This is a genomic window from Agrobacterium sp. MCAB5 (assembly GCF_052114365.1).
GTDB lineage: Bacteria > Pseudomonadota > Alphaproteobacteria > Rhizobiales > Rhizobiaceae > Agrobacterium > Agrobacterium tumefaciens.
Map to the genome: position 1 here is coordinate 320,080 of NZ_JBFREP010000002.1, position 15,127 is coordinate 335,206.

At 59.3% G+C, this 15,127-nt stretch carries 16 protein-coding genes; 8 read left to right on the forward strand and 8 right to left on the reverse strand.

All coding sequences use genetic code 11. From position 1 onward, the window contains the following. Positions 1-23 precede the first annotated feature (23 nt). The 5 genes from AB4Z23_RS06205 to AB4Z23_RS06225 all read right to left on the reverse strand — a co-directional run bounded on the left by AB4Z23_RS06205 (position 24) and on the right by AB4Z23_RS06225 (position 5,319). Positions 24-749 carry a glycerophosphodiester phosphodiesterase family protein gene (locus AB4Z23_RS06205; RefSeq protein WP_065687895.1) on the reverse strand — a complete coding sequence of 242 codons (726 nt, stop codon included), beginning with the start codon at positions 747-749 and terminating at the stop codon, positions 24-26. Positions 750-760: 11 nt separating this feature from the next. Beyond that, on the reverse strand, positions 761-1,873 hold the full coding sequence (locus AB4Z23_RS06210; protein ID WP_019564839.1) for an ABC transporter ATP-binding protein: 1,113 nt from the start codon (positions 1,871-1,873) through the stop codon (positions 761-763). A 5-nt stretch (positions 1,874-1,878) separates the two neighbouring features. Beyond that, positions 1,879-2,967, reverse strand: a complete 1,089-nt coding sequence (locus tag AB4Z23_RS06215) for a carbohydrate ABC transporter permease (protein WP_065687896.1) — start codon at positions 2,965-2,967, stop codon at positions 1,879-1,881. Beyond that, the gene (locus AB4Z23_RS06220; RefSeq protein WP_013761758.1) at positions 2,967-3,878 is read right to left on the reverse strand and encodes a carbohydrate ABC transporter permease; all 912 of its coding nucleotides are present in this window, start codon (positions 3,876-3,878) and stop codon (positions 2,967-2,969) included. The genes AB4Z23_RS06215 and AB4Z23_RS06220 overlap by 1 nt, the downstream gene beginning before the upstream one ends. Positions 3,879-3,945: 67 nt before the next feature. Next, positions 3,946-5,319 (reverse strand): ABC transporter substrate-binding protein, encoded by a 1,374-nt coding sequence (locus AB4Z23_RS06225; protein WP_065687897.1) that lies wholly within the window; start codon positions 5,317-5,319, stop codon positions 3,946-3,948. A gap of 94 nt (positions 5,320-5,413) precedes the next feature. On the opposite strand from AB4Z23_RS06225, the gene AB4Z23_RS06230 reads away from it, so the two are divergent. Next, a complete protein-coding gene (locus tag AB4Z23_RS06230) occupies positions 5,414-6,553 on the forward strand; it encodes an ROK family transcriptional regulator (RefSeq protein WP_112191711.1) in 1,140 nt (379 codons plus the stop codon). 28 nt (positions 6,554-6,581) lie between these two features. Here AB4Z23_RS06230 and AB4Z23_RS06235 read toward each other — a convergent pair whose 3' ends face one another. Together AB4Z23_RS06235 and AB4Z23_RS06240 are read right to left on the reverse strand one after the other, a co-directional pair. Beyond that, the gene (locus AB4Z23_RS06235; RefSeq protein WP_162719847.1) at positions 6,582-6,905 is read right to left on the reverse strand and encodes a hypothetical protein; all 324 of its coding nucleotides are present in this window, start codon (positions 6,903-6,905) and stop codon (positions 6,582-6,584) included. 189 nt (positions 6,906-7,094) lie between these two features. After that, positions 7,095-7,580, reverse strand: a complete 486-nt coding sequence (locus tag AB4Z23_RS06240; RefSeq protein ID WP_065687900.1) for a hypothetical protein — start codon at positions 7,578-7,580, stop codon at positions 7,095-7,097. Positions 7,581-7,753: 173 nt separating this feature from the next. Between AB4Z23_RS06240 and AB4Z23_RS06245 the strand changes: the two genes are divergently transcribed. The 7 genes from AB4Z23_RS06245 (at position 7,754) to AB4Z23_RS06275 (ending at position 14,127) form a co-directional block, all read left to right on the forward strand. Next, entirely contained in the window at positions 7,754-9,706 is a 1,953-nt protein-coding gene (locus tag AB4Z23_RS06245) for a BTAD domain-containing putative transcriptional regulator (RefSeq protein ID WP_065687901.1), read from the forward strand. Between the two features lie 8 nt (positions 9,707-9,714). Beyond that, the gene (locus AB4Z23_RS06250; RefSeq protein ID WP_003511290.1) at positions 9,715-10,143 is read left to right on the forward strand and encodes a hypothetical protein; all 429 of its coding nucleotides are present in this window, start codon (positions 9,715-9,717) and stop codon (positions 10,141-10,143) included. A gap of 127 nt (positions 10,144-10,270) precedes the next feature. Further along, positions 10,271-11,377 (forward strand): YcaO-like family protein, encoded by a 1,107-nt coding sequence (locus tag AB4Z23_RS06255; RefSeq protein WP_236736221.1) that lies wholly within the window; start codon positions 10,271-10,273, stop codon positions 11,375-11,377. Further along, complete coding sequence (locus tag AB4Z23_RS06260) at positions 11,377-12,090, forward strand: TfuA-like protein (protein ID WP_065687902.1); 714 nt, start codon at positions 11,377-11,379, stop codon at positions 12,088-12,090. The genes AB4Z23_RS06255 and AB4Z23_RS06260 overlap by 1 nt, the downstream gene beginning before the upstream one ends. Next, a complete protein-coding gene (locus AB4Z23_RS06265) occupies positions 12,087-13,292 on the forward strand; it encodes a hypothetical protein (protein WP_065687903.1) in 1,206 nt (401 codons plus the stop codon). Before AB4Z23_RS06260 ends, AB4Z23_RS06265 begins: the two co-directional genes overlap by 4 nt. A 69-nt stretch (positions 13,293-13,361) precedes the next feature. Continuing rightward, the gene (locus AB4Z23_RS06270) at positions 13,362-13,799 is read left to right on the forward strand and encodes a helix-turn-helix domain-containing protein (protein ID WP_025595440.1); all 438 of its coding nucleotides are present in this window, start codon (positions 13,362-13,364) and stop codon (positions 13,797-13,799) included. 94 nt (positions 13,800-13,893) lie between these two features. Further along, positions 13,894-14,127 carry a hypothetical protein gene (locus AB4Z23_RS06275; RefSeq protein ID WP_065687904.1) on the forward strand — a complete coding sequence of 78 codons (234 nt, stop codon included), beginning with the start codon at positions 13,894-13,896 and terminating at the stop codon, positions 14,125-14,127. A 200-nt stretch (positions 14,128-14,327) separates the two neighbouring features. Here AB4Z23_RS06275 and AB4Z23_RS06280 read toward each other — a convergent pair whose 3' ends face one another. After that, a complete protein-coding gene (locus AB4Z23_RS06280) occupies positions 14,328-15,110 on the reverse strand; it encodes an ATP-binding cassette domain-containing protein (RefSeq protein ID WP_065659662.1) in 783 nt (260 codons plus the stop codon). Between the last annotated feature and the right edge of the window lie 17 nt (positions 15,111-15,127).

Genomic DNA, 15,127 nt, shown 5'->3' on the forward strand with positions numbered 1-15,127 from the left:
ATCATCTCCAGGGGTAAGGAAGGTCATGCGAGTTCAGGCTGCCGTACGGCGCGGCGCGCCGTATCGAACAGGTCCGGGCGGTCGATATTGACGTAGTCTACCCCGGCCAATGCGATCTCATTATGAAGGTTGGCATCATCGCCGCCATAATAAATCATGATTTCCAGACCCGCCTTGCGGCATGCCGCGACAAGGCCGGGCTTGCGCATCTGCGCAGGTGTGATCTCGATGATCGAGGCATGGTGAACAGCCGCAGCCAGCGAAGGCGACTTGGCGATATCGAGCGTCATCATCTTGCGGAATTCCGGCGCGGCGGCGGCCAGGCCCCGGCGCATTTCTTCGGAGAAAGAGAAAAAGAAGGTGTCGCGCACCATGCCGAGGCTCCGTACCAGTGCCGCCACCTTGACGGGATCGCAATATTTCAGCTCGACATAGACGCCGCAGCGGCCGCGCAAATGGCTGAGATAGGCATCGAGCCGCGGTACAGCCGCACCCTTGAAGTTTTCGCCGAACCAGCTGCCGGCGTCCAGTGCATCGATCTCCCTCGACATTATGTGGCCGATGGGACCCGTGCCATTGGTGGTACGATCCAGCGTTTCGTCGTGAAAGACATAAAGCACGCCGTCCGCGCTCTCGCGCACGTCGAGCTCGATGTAATCCGCTCCCTGCTGCAAGGCGAGGTCGGCGGCGGCGAAGGTGTTTTCGGGCGCAAAATGGTTGGCACCGCGATGGGAGACGATTTTAGGCATGGAAATTCCTGTCAGTTTACGGCTTCCGGTTCACGCGCCGGAATAGTCGAATGGTGGGAGAGATCGGCATGCAGCCCGGCGATGCGGTTGCCAGCGGCGTCGAACACGAGCGTCAGCGCCGATTTGCAGCTGATCCCGACACGATCTCCCGGCGCGTGGCGTATCGTCTCGCCATATTCCAGCGCGTGGATCATGCCTGCAGGCGTATCGATCGTGTAGAATACCTCGCGCCCCATGGGCTCGACGGTGGTAACCTGCCCCTCAAGCCGCGCCTCGGACGATGTGACGAGGGCGATATCTTCCGGGCGCAGGCCAAAGGTGACTTCGCCGTCACAGCGGGCATTGAGGTCGAGCAGGGCATCGCCAATCTGCAACTGCCCGCCTTGCGCCCATCCTTTCAAGAGATTCATTGGCGGCGTGCCGATGAAACCGGCCACGAACAGATTGTCGGGCCGGCGATAAAGATCATCGGGCGTGCCGATCTGGGCAATGGCGCCGTTGTTCATGCAAATGATCCTGTCCGCCATGGTGATCGCCTCGATCTGGTCATGGGTGACGATCAGCGTGGTGATCTTCAGGCGCTTCTGCAGGCTTTTCAGCTCGGCGCGCATGGTGATGCGCAGGGTCGCATCGAGATTGGAAAGCGGCTCGTCCAGAAGCAGGATGTTCGGTTCCTTGACCAGCGCGCGGGCAAGCGCCACACGCTGCTGCTGGCCGCCGGAAAGCTGCGAGGGCCGTCGGTCGAGCAACGCGCTGATCTGCACGAGGCTTGCTGCCTCCTCCACCCGCCGCGCTGCTTCTTCACGCGGAACATTCTTGAAACGCAGCGGAAAGGCGATGTTCTGCCGCACCGTCAGGTTGGGATAAAGTGCATAGGACTGGAAGACGATGCCGACATTGCGGTCGCGCGCATCGATGCGATTGACGTTGTGGCCGTCGAAAGAAATCTGACCCGCGGTCGGCGCGTAGAGCCCGGCGAGCAGGAAAAGCGTGGTCGACTTTCCGCATCCGGACGGCCCGAGAACGGCGACGAATTCGCCGTCTTCGATGGAGAGGGTCATCGGTTGCAGAACGCGGGTGTCGCCCCAGCTTTTGGTGACATTGTCGAGGGTGATCCTGGCCATGGCGATTATCCTTTGATCCCGCCGAAACTCATCTGGGTGATGTATTTCTGCGTGAAGATGTAAATGATCAGCACAGGCAACAGATAGATGATGCCTACGGCAGCGATCATGCCGTAATTCACGCCGGCGCTGTCCTGTGCCACGAAGAAGAGATAGAGGCTCATCGTCATCTGGCTTTTTTCGATGAGCAGGGTCTGGACGAAAACATATTCTTCCCAGCCACGCAGAAAGGTGAAGGTGGCAACCGCGATCAGCCCGCTTCTTACCTGCGGCAGAACCACCATGCGAAAGGCTTGGAAGCGGCTCGCGCCATCGGTGACGGCACTCATTTCGATGTCCCAGGGAACGTTGTCGAAAAAGCCCTTGAGAACAAAAATTGCAAACGGCAGCTCAAGCGCACTCATGACCAGCACGACGCCGAAGAGATTGTTGAGCAGGCCCATGTAATGCAACTGCACGAAGATCGCGACGGTGAGCGCGAGCGCCGGAAAGGCATGCAGCAGCAAAAGCCCGCGCAGCACATTTTCACGCCCGGCGAAGGTGAAGCGCGACAGCGCATAGGCGGCCGGCGTGGCGACCAGCGCGACGATCAGCGTCTGGGAAGCGGCAAACAGCAGTGAACTGCGCATGGCGGTCCAGATGGATGGCATCAGCGCCATGCGCGTGGTGCCGGTTTTCTCGATATCGCGGCTCCAGAGGAAACTGTAGTTGTCGATAGTCAGATGCGGCAGCACCAGCACGAAGACGAGCGCCGCAACCACGGCACCAAATGCCAGCCATAGCAGCGCGGGATTGCGCAGGCGCTCGGAAAGAAGCGCAACTGCTATCGCCCCGCCATAGGCAAAAGCGGCGATTGCGCCGCTGCGCCACAGCACAAGTCGGCTGAGATTGTCGTCGGAAGTCGTGAGCGACTTCACCAGCAGCCACAGGTAGGGCAGGAGAACCGGAACCGAAACCACCGTCAGGAACACAAGAATGACGGGAACGAAACCGGCGCGATGGGCAAGGCTGCGCCTTTCAAGACGCGTCCAGTCCGGCTTCAGATCAAGCGCACGCCTGCTGTGGGCAGGCGAGTGGGTGTGGGCGAGCGTCATCACAGCACCTCGATTTTGGCGGGAGCAAAAGTCGAGCGCATATTGCTGATGCGCCATTGAATGAGGGTGATGGCAACGCCTATCGCCATCAGGCCAAGCGCAAGTGCAGCACCATAGGCATAGGCGCCGTTTTCGAAGGCGCGCCGGTAGATATAAAGCGGATAGGTCGTGGAATCGTAGACAGGCCCACCGCCGGTGATGAGCAGGATATATTCATAGGTCGTCATCAGTGAGAGCGCCTGATAGAGCGTGATGAAACGGATCGGTGACGAGAGCGCGGGTGCGACGACATGGCGAAGCACACCCCATTCGCTGGCGCCATCGACGCGCGCCGCATTGGCCAGATGCGACGGTATGGAGCGGATGGCCGATGTGAGGATGACCATGGCGAAAGACGCGCCGACGACACCGTTCGCCACCACCACCAGAAACAGCGGAAAGTCGTTGCGCAGGTTGAGAGCGGGTGCGCCGAGCGCGCCAAGAAACTGGTTGAGCAGGCCGGAAGACGTCGGATCGGCGATCCATATCCACAGCACGCCGTAAAGCACGGCGGGGCTCATGCGCGGCAGCAGCCAGAGGCCGCGAAAGAAGTTGCCTAGCCGGTCCGGTATCGCCGTGGTCGTAACGGCCAGAAGCGCGCCAAGCCCGATATTGAAGATGAACAGCGTTGCGCCGACATAGATCAGCGTCGTCAGCAACACCATCGGCAGGCGCACGTCGCGCTGAAACATGCGCTGGAAATTCTCGACCGTGAATTTGCCCACCCTCAGGTTTGCGCCCATATCGGTAAAGGCGATCACCAGATTGACGACGATCGGGGCAAGAAAGAACACGCCAAGCAAGGCGAGAGCCGGAGCCAGATAAAAGATCGGCCGGGCCGGGCGGCGCGCCCGAAGCTGAAATTGAGACATTACGATATACCGGTGGGAACGCGGAAAAGCCGCCCGGCAGAACCGGGCGGCATGGTTTCGGGCAAACTCAGTTGCTTGCGGCGTCGCGGATTTCGATCTCCGCGCCAAATTGCAGCTCAAGCTCGTCGGCGATGAAATCGACCGCCTGCGCGGCCGTCATCTTGCCGGTCTCAACCGCTTGCAGACCGCTGAACAGCACCTTGTTGTAGCTGCCGAACTTGGTGTGGTTGGGCACGAACTGCGCGTATTTCATCATCGGCGAAGCAGCGGAGAGTACCCAGTTATCGCGGTATTTCGGCATGGCCGTCTGGGCGTTGCTGATGGCCGTATGATAGGATGTCACGGCGTGTTCGTTGTTGAAATAGGGCAATGTCGCAAGCGCCACGAGATCGGCGGCGATATCGGCATTGGCACTCTTCGGATTGAGGGTGTAGAGCAGCGGGTGCGACAGGTTGGCCGGCTTGCCGCCTTTTTCGGCTGCCGGAGCGGAAATCCAGCCGATCTTGTTGAAGTATCCCTTGCCATCTGTCGGCCAGGTCGCGCCGTTCTTGTCACCCACCTGCCAGGCAACCGCCCAGACACCCTGATGGAAGATGAAGGCCTTTTCCTGCTTGAAGGCCGTCTGGATCGCCTCCCAGCTCATGGCGGTATTGTCGACGGGCGTCACGCCTTCCTTGGCATTGCGCTCATACCAGCCGAGCGCCTTGGCCATTTCGGCCTTGGGGAACATCAGCTTGCCGGTCTTTTCGTCCATGAACTTCACGCCATAGGACTGGAACACCATCAGATAGTCGATACCGACATTCGGGCGGTGCAGCATGCCGTATTGTGCGGCCTTGCCGTCTACCACTTCCTTCGACAGGGCCGTCAGATCGTCGAGCGTGAATTCGCCGGCGTCGACCTTGGCCGGAAGGCCTTCGATGAAGGCTTCGTCCTTGCCGATCTTGCGCAGCATGTCCTTGTTGTAGAAGAACATGCGGATTTCCGCGTCCTGCGGAATGCCGTAAATCTTTCCGTCCGTCGCCTTGGCCGAATTCCACAGAACCGGCAGGATATCGCCATAGACCCAGGGAGCAGCGGCGATCTTGTCTTCCATCGGCATGGCATAGCCGTCCTGCGCGAACTGGCCGATCCATTCATGCGGCAGGATGTAGATATCCGGCCCCTGCCCCACCGAAAACGCCTTCAGCGTGTCGAGCGCGAAGGAGTCCCAGCCCTGCACGGCGCTGTTGTTGATTTCGATGACGACGCGTTTGTCGACGCCTGCTGCCTTGAACTGTGCGTTCATGATGCCGGCGGCGGCTTCGATGTTGGTGACGCGGCCCGGCGCATTCTTGTCGGCGAGCGTCCAGAGCTTGATGTTGATGTCTTCGGCAAAGGCGACAGCCGGCAAAAGCGCGCCGAGGGCAACCGTGGCCATCAGGGTGAGAGACTTGAACATGTGATCCATTCCCGTTGAAACTGATTATTTAATTAAGTTGCTTAATTAACAGCTTCATGACATTTCCCTAGGTAAAGCGCGGGAGAGTGAAACTTTGACTGAGAGACGGCAGGGCGGGCTGGCAGGCATTGGCGCAACACAGGGCGCGCTTCTGGGATATATCAGGCGCAAGGGTTCGGCCTCGCGGGTCGAGCTTGCCGACTATTGCAGCATAACGCCGGCTGCCGTGAGCATGATGACGCGAAATCTGCTTGAGCGCGGTATCATCGAGGAAGGTGCACGCCGGCAGGAAGGCCGTGGCGCACCCCATATCGACCTCACGCTCAAAAAAACCGTCGGTTACGCCCTTGGTGCGCACGCCAACCGTTATTCGGTGATGTTAACGCTGTTGAATTTTGGCGGAGAGATCGTTGGAGAATTGCAGATGCGCGGCTCCTACGACGCGTTTTCCGATGTCCAACGGGCGCTTCAGGACGGATCCGAAGAACTACTGACGAAAAATGCGATCAACAGGAGCCAACTGATCGGCGCGGCCATTGCCATGCCGACCCGCTTTCGCAAGGAAGCCATGTCGCTCGATCTTGCCGAAGAGGTTATTTCCTGGGCCGGGTCTGACCTTTCCGCCATGCTGCGCGAGGCGCTGCGTTGTCCGGTGATCATAGAAAATGATGCCAATGCCGCAGCCATGGGTGAACTGACGCTTGGCAATGCGGACGGACACGAAAATTTCGCTTATCTCTATCTCTCCGAGGGGATCGGCGGCGGCATCATTATCAAAAATGAGCTTTATCGCGGTTATCTCGGCAATGCCGGCGAGATAGGCGCCTTGCGCGGCCGCAGCACTTCGCGACCCTCCTTCGAAGACCTGGCGGCATGGTGCGTGGAGCATGTGGGAGAAAAACCCTCGGGGCGCGCACCCGATATCTGGACGGATTACCTCTTGCGCAACTCCGCCGTGTTTGAGGCGTGGCTGGAACGGGCGGGACCGGAGGTTGCGCGCCTCGCCTTCGCTGTGAGCGCCGTTCTGGCGCCCACGGCAATCTTTGTCGGCGGCACCTTACCAAGGATCGTACGACAGCGGCTGGCGGAATGGCTGGATTACGAACGCTCGGACCCGTTCGACGGCGCAAAGGTGATACAGCCGAAAATCCAGCTGCCGGATGTGGTTGCGACAGACCCCGTGGCCTTCGGTGCGGCGGCGATGATCCTGCACGGCGTCGGAGAAGTGCGTTAAAGGCCGGAGCGCATGTCCGGGGGAGGCCTCAGCCGAGATTGGTCACCATGAAATAGATCAGCCAGCAATGCCCGATCACCAGCACGGCCCAGGCCCATTTAGCAAGCCTGATATCGACATCGATGACGGTATTGCTGATTTCCGCCACGCGAAAAGCCTCTTCCTCAACCCGGTTCTCCGGCGGGCGAGATTTCAGCGCCTTCCTAGAAACCGGCTCGCCCACGACATAAAGCCTGTCGTTCGCAACTGATGGACGCGGGCCGTCGTTGGCGCTCCCGTCAAGGGAAAGCACGTCGTCACCCGAGGCGCAACTCACCGCTAATAGCTGTGATGACACCCGCCTGTTACGCATGTTACCTCCATTGGGCATCACAAATCTTCCACACAATAAAAATAAAAAAAATTCACCTGCTGCTCCCGACAAAGCCTTGGCTTTACCGGGCAAATTTGCGATGCGCGCAATACGCGCCGCGCCAGTTGAACCCCTTCTCGCCCCACGCTTTTGCGCTCCCCCGGAAACGCATCGGCATCAGCCCTGCCATTAACGTGCCGGGCTTCCCGGCAAATCGTGCCTTCCCGCGTAAGGCCTTACCTCCCGCTGGATCAGGAAGACGGATTTCTCCACCGGCAGCGGTTCGGCTGTCCGGTAGCGATGAGACCGCTTGGAATATTCAAACCGGATCAGCCTGTCTTCGAACTTCACCGCCAGAACGCGATAGCCGTTGACGACCTCGTTCAGTATTTCCAGCTCTTCTCCCCACAGCCAGCCACCGTAAGAAGTGCCTTCGTTGGAGCGCAGCACGATCTCGAAAAAATGCCCGCCGGCCGCAAATGGCATGCGGAAAATAATATCGAGATTGTCTTCATCTTCGTCGTCGCATGCCGACAGTCTGGCATGGGCAACCTTCGCATGGGCCAGCGCCGAAACCGGATAGAACGGGCGCCCTTTGAACCACATGAACTCACACACCGCATAACCGACGTCGTCGGCACGCTGGTAAGGTTCAGTACGCGGCTCGAACGCCATGTAGCTTCCGTTAAACGCTATCAATTTCGAAAATTCCCGATGCCTGCCAGATGCATGATTGCTGTTTTCCGCCCGTCGCCCGCGCCTCTATTCACGACAATAGGCAAGCGGCGTCACACCAGCGTCAAATGGAACGCCAATGATGACTTTCAATTTCCCGGACACATTGTTAGATGGTGATTCATGAGGGAACGAAATTGGCTGGGAACGCTGAACTGATACCGATCCGGCTTTTTGGCACCCCGCGCTGCGATGCGGTGCGGCAAGCGTTTTTCCCGTCCAAGGGCTTTGCCCTCACTGCCGCCCTGATCCTTGCTCCCAACCAGTCCCTTTCCCGCCAGCAGGCCGCATCGCTGTTGTGGGAAAACGTCGAGCAAAAAAGGGCACTGGGCAATTTGCGGCAGCTGATCCTGCGCCTCCAGAAGCTGTCGAGCGATGACGATGCCATCCTTCTGACAGAAGGGAACGACCTGAAGGCCGGAAAGCTGGCGCAGCGGACCGACCTTGCGATCTTTCTTGCCGGCGCGAGAGCAGAAGATCCGATGCAGCGGCTGCAAGCCCTGCTCGAATTCGGCGGCGATCTGCTGGAGGGGCTGGAGGCTGGGCAGGACCACCTTTATCTCTGGCTGCTGTCTGAGCGACGCCGTCTCAAGGACCTGTTCTTTTCAAGCTATACACCGCTTCTGGAGGAGTTGACGCGGTTCGGCCGCGCCAGTTCGAACAACATCGCATCGCTTGCCGAATGCGCGCTGAAGATCGAGCCGGAGCGCGAGGAAACCTACCGCGCCGCCATGGCGGCCTATGCGCGGGTGGGAAACACCAGCGCCTGCGAGGGAATTTTCCAGCTTCTGATGGAACAGCTCCGCCAGGAGGACCGACCTCCGGAGGCCGAGACAGTGGCGCTTCGACGGCGGATACAAAGTCTGGCCTCGACGATAGTATCCCCCGCCGAACCGGATGAGGGTAGCCGCCGAAAACCGATGGCAAAACCACGCGTCGCCTTCAGCCGTCCGGTGCGGGTGGACGGGCTTGCGGTATCGCCGGTGATGAGTGCCTTTGTCGAGGATGTCGCCAATAGTCTCGTTCGATACCGGACCTTCACCGTTCTTTCGACGCACAGCACCTTTGTAGCGACACACGACCGGACCGACGACAGTTATGCAATGTTGCGGGCGGATTACCGCATCGTCTCCACGGTTTTCGACGATGCCCGCATGTCGGTAGCGCTGATCGAGGAAGCGACCGGAGAAATCGTCTGGTCGCTGGAGGTTGTGCTGACCGCGCGGCATATTCACGCCGCTTTTCGACTGCTGTCCAAACAGGTGGCCGCGGGGCTTGCCCGCGAGATCGAGCGGCTTCAGGTGGAACCAGACCGCAACCACAGCGGCGAGGCCTACCGGCAATTGCTGGAGGGCCAGCAGCTTCTGCGCGGCAAGTGCGACCTGCCGCTTCTTCGAAGAGCACGCTCGATGTTCCGCAAGGCGGTCGATCTGGATAACAGCATGGCGGTTGCCCGCGCCCGCGTGGCGCAGAGCCTGCAGCTGGAATGGCTGATGCTGGGCGGCAACGACCCCCACCTGCTGCACCGCGCCAAGGCGGAGGCAGACGCCTCAGTCGAAATCGATCCCGCTCTTGGCGTCGGCCACTGGATGTGCGCCGTCGTGGCGCTCTACCAGCGGGATTTCGACATATCCGCCGAAAGGTTCTTCGAAGCGGAGGCGCTTGCGCCCAACTCCGCCGACCTTTTGCTCCAGCATGCCGATGCGCTCGCGCATTTCGGCGATGCCGAAACCGCATGGGAAAAGTTTCAGCAAGCCATCGACCTCAATCCGCTCGCACCCGACATCTACTGGTGGGCGGGCGCCAGCATCGCGTTCAAGCGTGAGGATTACGGCACGGCAGTAGAACTGTGCGCGCGCATGGAAAATGACGAGCCGGCATTGCGCGTCTTGACCGCGAGCCACGCGCTCCACGGTGATTTGGACGCTGCCAGGGAAACCGGCAGCAGGCTTCAGGAAAACTATCCGGGTATGACGGCGAGGGAAATCAGCAGCCTGTCCCCAGACCGAGACCCGGTAGCGAATGAAAAATTCTATAACGCACTTCGATTAGCTGGGATCAAATAGGAGTTATTATGTCCTCGCACTTCTTTATTGTCGGAAAAAAGGGTTTCGGCGTTCTCTTCATTCGCACGGCGCCGCTCAGGGTTGCGTCCGTCTCGCATGAGACGATTGCCGCCTATGAAGCCAGCCATCCCGGTGTGGACGGTTACGCGCGCGTTGCTGCGGCGGCAAAATCCATGCTCGTTCGTCAGGACGGCCAGCCCGAAAACGAGCTGGATCAGGTACAGATCCAGGGCATCGAAGCCCTCGTCGCCGGCGGCGCTGTCGTTTCCGAGGCCGATTTCGCCTTTGTCGGCGAAGTGATCGACGCCGGCTGGGATTTCAACCGCATGGTGCAGGCACCGATCGAATCGGCCCTGAAGGCTGTTGGTCCGGCGGGTTCCGTCACCGGCGAGCTGTTCGACGCCATCCTTGCCGACGACACCAACGCGGCGCCTTGATTGCGGCCCCGCAGCCTTGACCGCTGACGGCGCACATATACCAGCGACAGCGGCTTTAGGGCATCCGGACGCTTCGTTCTTTGATCCCGAACTGCTTCGGCGGTTCGGGATTACCCGCGTCGGAGACGTGACCGGTCTCGATATTATCGGCATACCCGTCTGGTTCGCGACGCGGCCCAATTCACGCGGACTGTCTGTCTCCCAGGGCAAGGGGCTTGTCGCGGAGCAGGCACGGCTTTCCGCGATCATGGAAGCGATCGAAGGTGCCGTCGCCGAAGACACCCGCAAACATATCACCACTTTCGGCTCCATTCGTGAGATGCGGGACAAGGGCGCCCCTCTCGTTCCTTTCGAAACAATCGGCCGGGTCGACCCGGACACTCTTGATCTGCGAAACCAACGCGCCTGGGTGAAGGGAACATCCATACGCCAGCAGCTGGAGGTTTTTGCCCCCTATGAACTGGTGGGCATGGATTTTCGCACGGATTTCCCCTGGGACCGGCAGGCCTTTCTCATGAGTTCGCAAGGTCTTGCGGCGGGTTTCGACCATGACCACGCGGTTCTGCACGCCCTGCTCGAACTCATCGAAAACGACGCCTGCTTTCTCGTCGATACCTTCGAAACCCGCAATATCGCGCCGGAACCGGTCGTGTTGCCGATGGGTGTCGACGCATCCTTCGATGCTCTTGCTCAACACCTTTCACATATCGGACTGCCGCCCCGCTTCTTTGATCTCACCAATACGCTCGGCGTGCCTGTAGTCATGGCAAGCCTGCCACGGTCAATCCACGCGCAGGACGGACTTGCCACCCGCAGCGCTGCCGGCGCAGCGTGCCGGTTTGGCACCTATGACGCGGCAATTGCCGCGCTGCTGGAGGCGATCCAGTCGCGACTGACTGACATCAGCGGCGCAAGGGACGATCTCTCTCCTTTGCGCTACCAGCGGGATATGTTTGCGGCGGGACCGGCGGCATCCGAGGTGCGGCCGATGGACCGGATCCCGGCCAGTCTCGATTTTGCGATTAGCGATCCGGCTCTACCCCCGTGGCGTCAGCTTGCAGAGCATCTTTTTGCCGCCGGGATCGACGACATCTATGTCTTTGCGCTGGAAACGGGCGTATCCGGTCTGCATGTCGTCCGGGTTCTGGCAAGCGGCCTCACCCCTGCCGGTGGTGGCCTTCAACGTATATCGCAGCGGACGCTCGACCGGTTCCTGAACCTCGGAGGCCTTTGATGAAGCCGGTGGTTTTTGCGGGCCCGTCCATCCACGGCATCACACCCGCGCAGATTTCCGGCCTCGATCTTCGTGGCCCGGCTGCCTGCGGCGATATTTTCGACGCGGTAAAGCAGGGTGCCCGGACAATCGGGCTGATCGACGGCCTCTACGGTGACTGCGCCGCCGTGTGGCACAAGGAAATCCTGTTTGCACTGACAGGCGGCGTCACTGTTCTTGGTGCCGCCAGCATGGGCGCGCTAAGAGCGGCGGAATGCGCGGCCTTCGGCATGATCGGCATCGGCGAAATCTTTGAAGCCTATCGGGACGGGCTGCGTTTTTCCGACGCCGATGTGGCAGTCAGCCACGCGCCCGGCGAACTCGACTACCGCCCGCTGACAATCGCGCTTGTCGATGCCGAAGCGACGCTCGAAGCGTGTCGCGCCGCTATCGCCCCAGAGGAACACGACGCCTTGCTGAACGCCGCCCGCAAGCTGCATTTTAACCGCAGGACATGGCGTGCAATGGCAACTGAGGCAAACCTCAACCTCGAGACCGCAAATTTTCTGGCCGGAAACGCGGTTTCCGCCAAACGCAACGATGCGGCCCGGCTTTTAGGCCTGCTTGGCAGCGGAGAATTGCCATCCCCGCCGCCGCAATCGTGGAAATTACAGAACACGGTATTTTTCCAGCAATTGGCCACGCGGAAGACGGCGGGAGAAAAAGCGTCTTGACCGCTGCCCCGCACCCATCTCTGCTGCCCGATTGCGGAGGGCTGATCCGGACAATCGCGCTTGCCTTGCCCGCCGCGTTTTTTGCGGGTGACAGGGCTGACGGGGGCGTATCTCCTCTCATCCCGATCGGAAACCTGCTTTCGGCTCTGCCTTCCGACGTCACGGCCCTTGTTCTTATCGATGGCCCCTGTCTCGCCTCCGCTGAAAGCTGGCTCAGCAGGCTGGCAGCCACCTGCACCGCAGAACTGTTGCCGCTCGATGCAACCAGCAGCGTTTCGCACCCGTGGATACAGGACGTGTTCCACGTTCGGACTGCTGATGGGATCGCAACCGAACTGCTTTGTGCATCGGAAAGCGCCATCACTGGCGAGCTCGCCAATCGTCTCGGGCTTGCCGCCAACGCTTCGCATGTCACTTTGCCGGGCGGTAACCAGCTAGTCGGGCCGGACTTTCGATTGGTGGGCCATTCCAGCCTGCAGGACGACAGGGGTATGGCAAACAATGCGGCAACCGAACGGCCGCAACAATGGCGGCGGGTTCAGGCAATCGACTACAGAACCGTGCGCAGTTTCGGATATCGGCCGGAAGACCTCGGCAATGCCTCGGCCTCAATCGCTCTTACCTTGGCAAACACGTCGCCTCCGGCGATCACCTTCGGAAAAATCCACCAATGCGGTTTCCACGTCGACCAGTTCGTTTCGGTCACAGGTCTAAGACGCGATGGCCACCCGCTATTGCTGGTTGCGGATCCGGTGGCCCATGAATGCAACGCCCGTAATGCGATGGATTTGAAACGAAAACTGGATGCCTCCGTTCTATTGCTGGCACAGCAGGGCTTCGCAATCCTGCGAAATCCCATTCCGGTTTTACCCGCCATCGACACCAAAAAATGCCTGCCTCGGCTTTATAACAACGTGCTTGTCGAAAATATCGTGCGCTCCGACCAAGAGAAGCCATTCGTCTGGGTTCCCCATTTCGGTGATGCGGAAACGCTCGACGGTTTCGACCGAGAGAACAGGAAAATTTGGGAAAGACTGGGCTTTCAAGCCATCGGCGTGGCAGGCTGGAGCCATTTTGCCAGCCGAAACGGGGCATTGCGATGTGCAACAAAGGTGATAAACCGTCAACCAGCACAGCATACCGACGGAAAACAGCCTTACTTTATCAGTAACACCTCACAATACCCGTGGAAATTGTGTTGAATGTCTACCTTCAACAATATTAATTGATAAATATCCAATTTAAGAACCTCACAACTGGAGGAGTTCATGATGCAGGCCAAACTACCCAGCCCGATCGATGTGCATGTGGGTACACAAATCCGAATGCGCCGCAAGTCGCTCGGCATGAGTCAAAGCGCGCTGGCGGGCCGGTTGGGCATTACCTTCCAGCAGGTCCAGAAATACGAAAAGGGTGCCAATCGCGTCGGCGCGTCCCGTTTGCAAGCCATTGCATCGGTTCTCGGCGTCGATGTCAGCTCTTTGTTCGCCAATGCGACGCCGGATGTCGGAAACGCCAATCCCGCCCTTGGCACGATCAATGCCATGCAGTCTTTCGTTGCGTCGAATGAAGGATTTTCGCTCAATCAGGCCTTTGCCCGAATCAAGAGCGCAACCGTGCGCAAGAGCATCGTTGCCCTCGTGACATCGCTTGCGGCTACCGAAGCGGCGGAAAATAACGGCGCGCCGGAAAACAAGAGCGACGATTGACGCAGGTGTGACGCTCGCGTGACGCTCGATGTGGTCGAAAATGAACAACGCGGGATCAACGCGTTTTCATACTGTCGACTGTCGAGAGGGAATCATGGTGGCGTCTACCGCAGCAATACTTGAAGAGGACAATGCAGACGAGATTCTGGCGCTCGGGCGGATGGTTTCCTATCTTTGCCAGCGCTCCAAATCTCTGGAACTGGGGATGTCGACCTATTTCCTAGAAATGGCATTGCTGTCGCTGGCCCAGGACATCAATCAGCATGGCTCGCTACCGGCCGGCGCAGAAATGAACGGCAGCAGTTTCGCACACGCCGAACTCCATTAAAACACCGCTTTTTAACGACCGCGTCTGCAATTGCGCAGAGCCGCAGACATTTTTCGTCTGCGGTTCCGGCTGGGCTGAAACACACCGGACGCATATATTTTTTAGTCAACTCCAAGAACTTTTGTTCCCAGCATTTGTCGAGGCCCGGTTTTTACCGGGCCTCGATTTGTAGTGGAAGTAAAGACGACAGAATTCTGTCGTCAGGCAACGACCGCGCCCGGACCGGCCACAGCACCTGATGGCACCTTGCCCAGAATAATCATGCCGAGGACCTCGTCCTTCGTCACATCTTCCGTGCGGGCATGGCCGACCACCTTGCCGTTTTTCATGACGAACACCCGGTCGGCGAGATCGAAGACGTCATGGATATCGTGGCTGATTAGGAAGATGCCGATGCCCTGCCGTTTCAGTTCCTTGACGAGATCGCCGACCTGTGCCGTTTCCTGCGGCCCGAGTGCTGCCGTCGGTTCGTCCATGATGAGGATGCGGGCATCGAACAGAATGGCGCGGGCGATTGCCACGGACTGCCGCTGGCCACCGGAAAGCGCCTTCACCGGCTCCTTGAACCGCCGGAAATTGGGGTTGAGACGCCCCATGACCTCGCGGGCCGAAGCTTCCATGGCGACATCATCCAATGTTCCCCATTTCGTCTTCAGCTCGCGGCCGAGATAAAGATTGGCCGCCGCATCGACATTATCCGCCACCGCCAGCGTCTGGTAGATGGTTTCGATGCCGTATTTCTTGGCGTCGCGGGGATTGCGGATATCCGCATCCTCGCCGTTGATGAGGATTTCGCCCCCATCCCGCCGGTATGCACCGGACAATATCTTGATGAGCGTCGATTTGCCGGCGCCGTTGTGGCCAAGAAGGGCCACCACCTCACCTGGGAAAAGATCGACAGAGGCGTTTTCCACCGCATGGATACCACCGAAGGAAATGGAAATATTGCGCATTTCCACGAGGGGCGTGACTTGTTCCGTCATTGGGGTTCTCCTCGGTT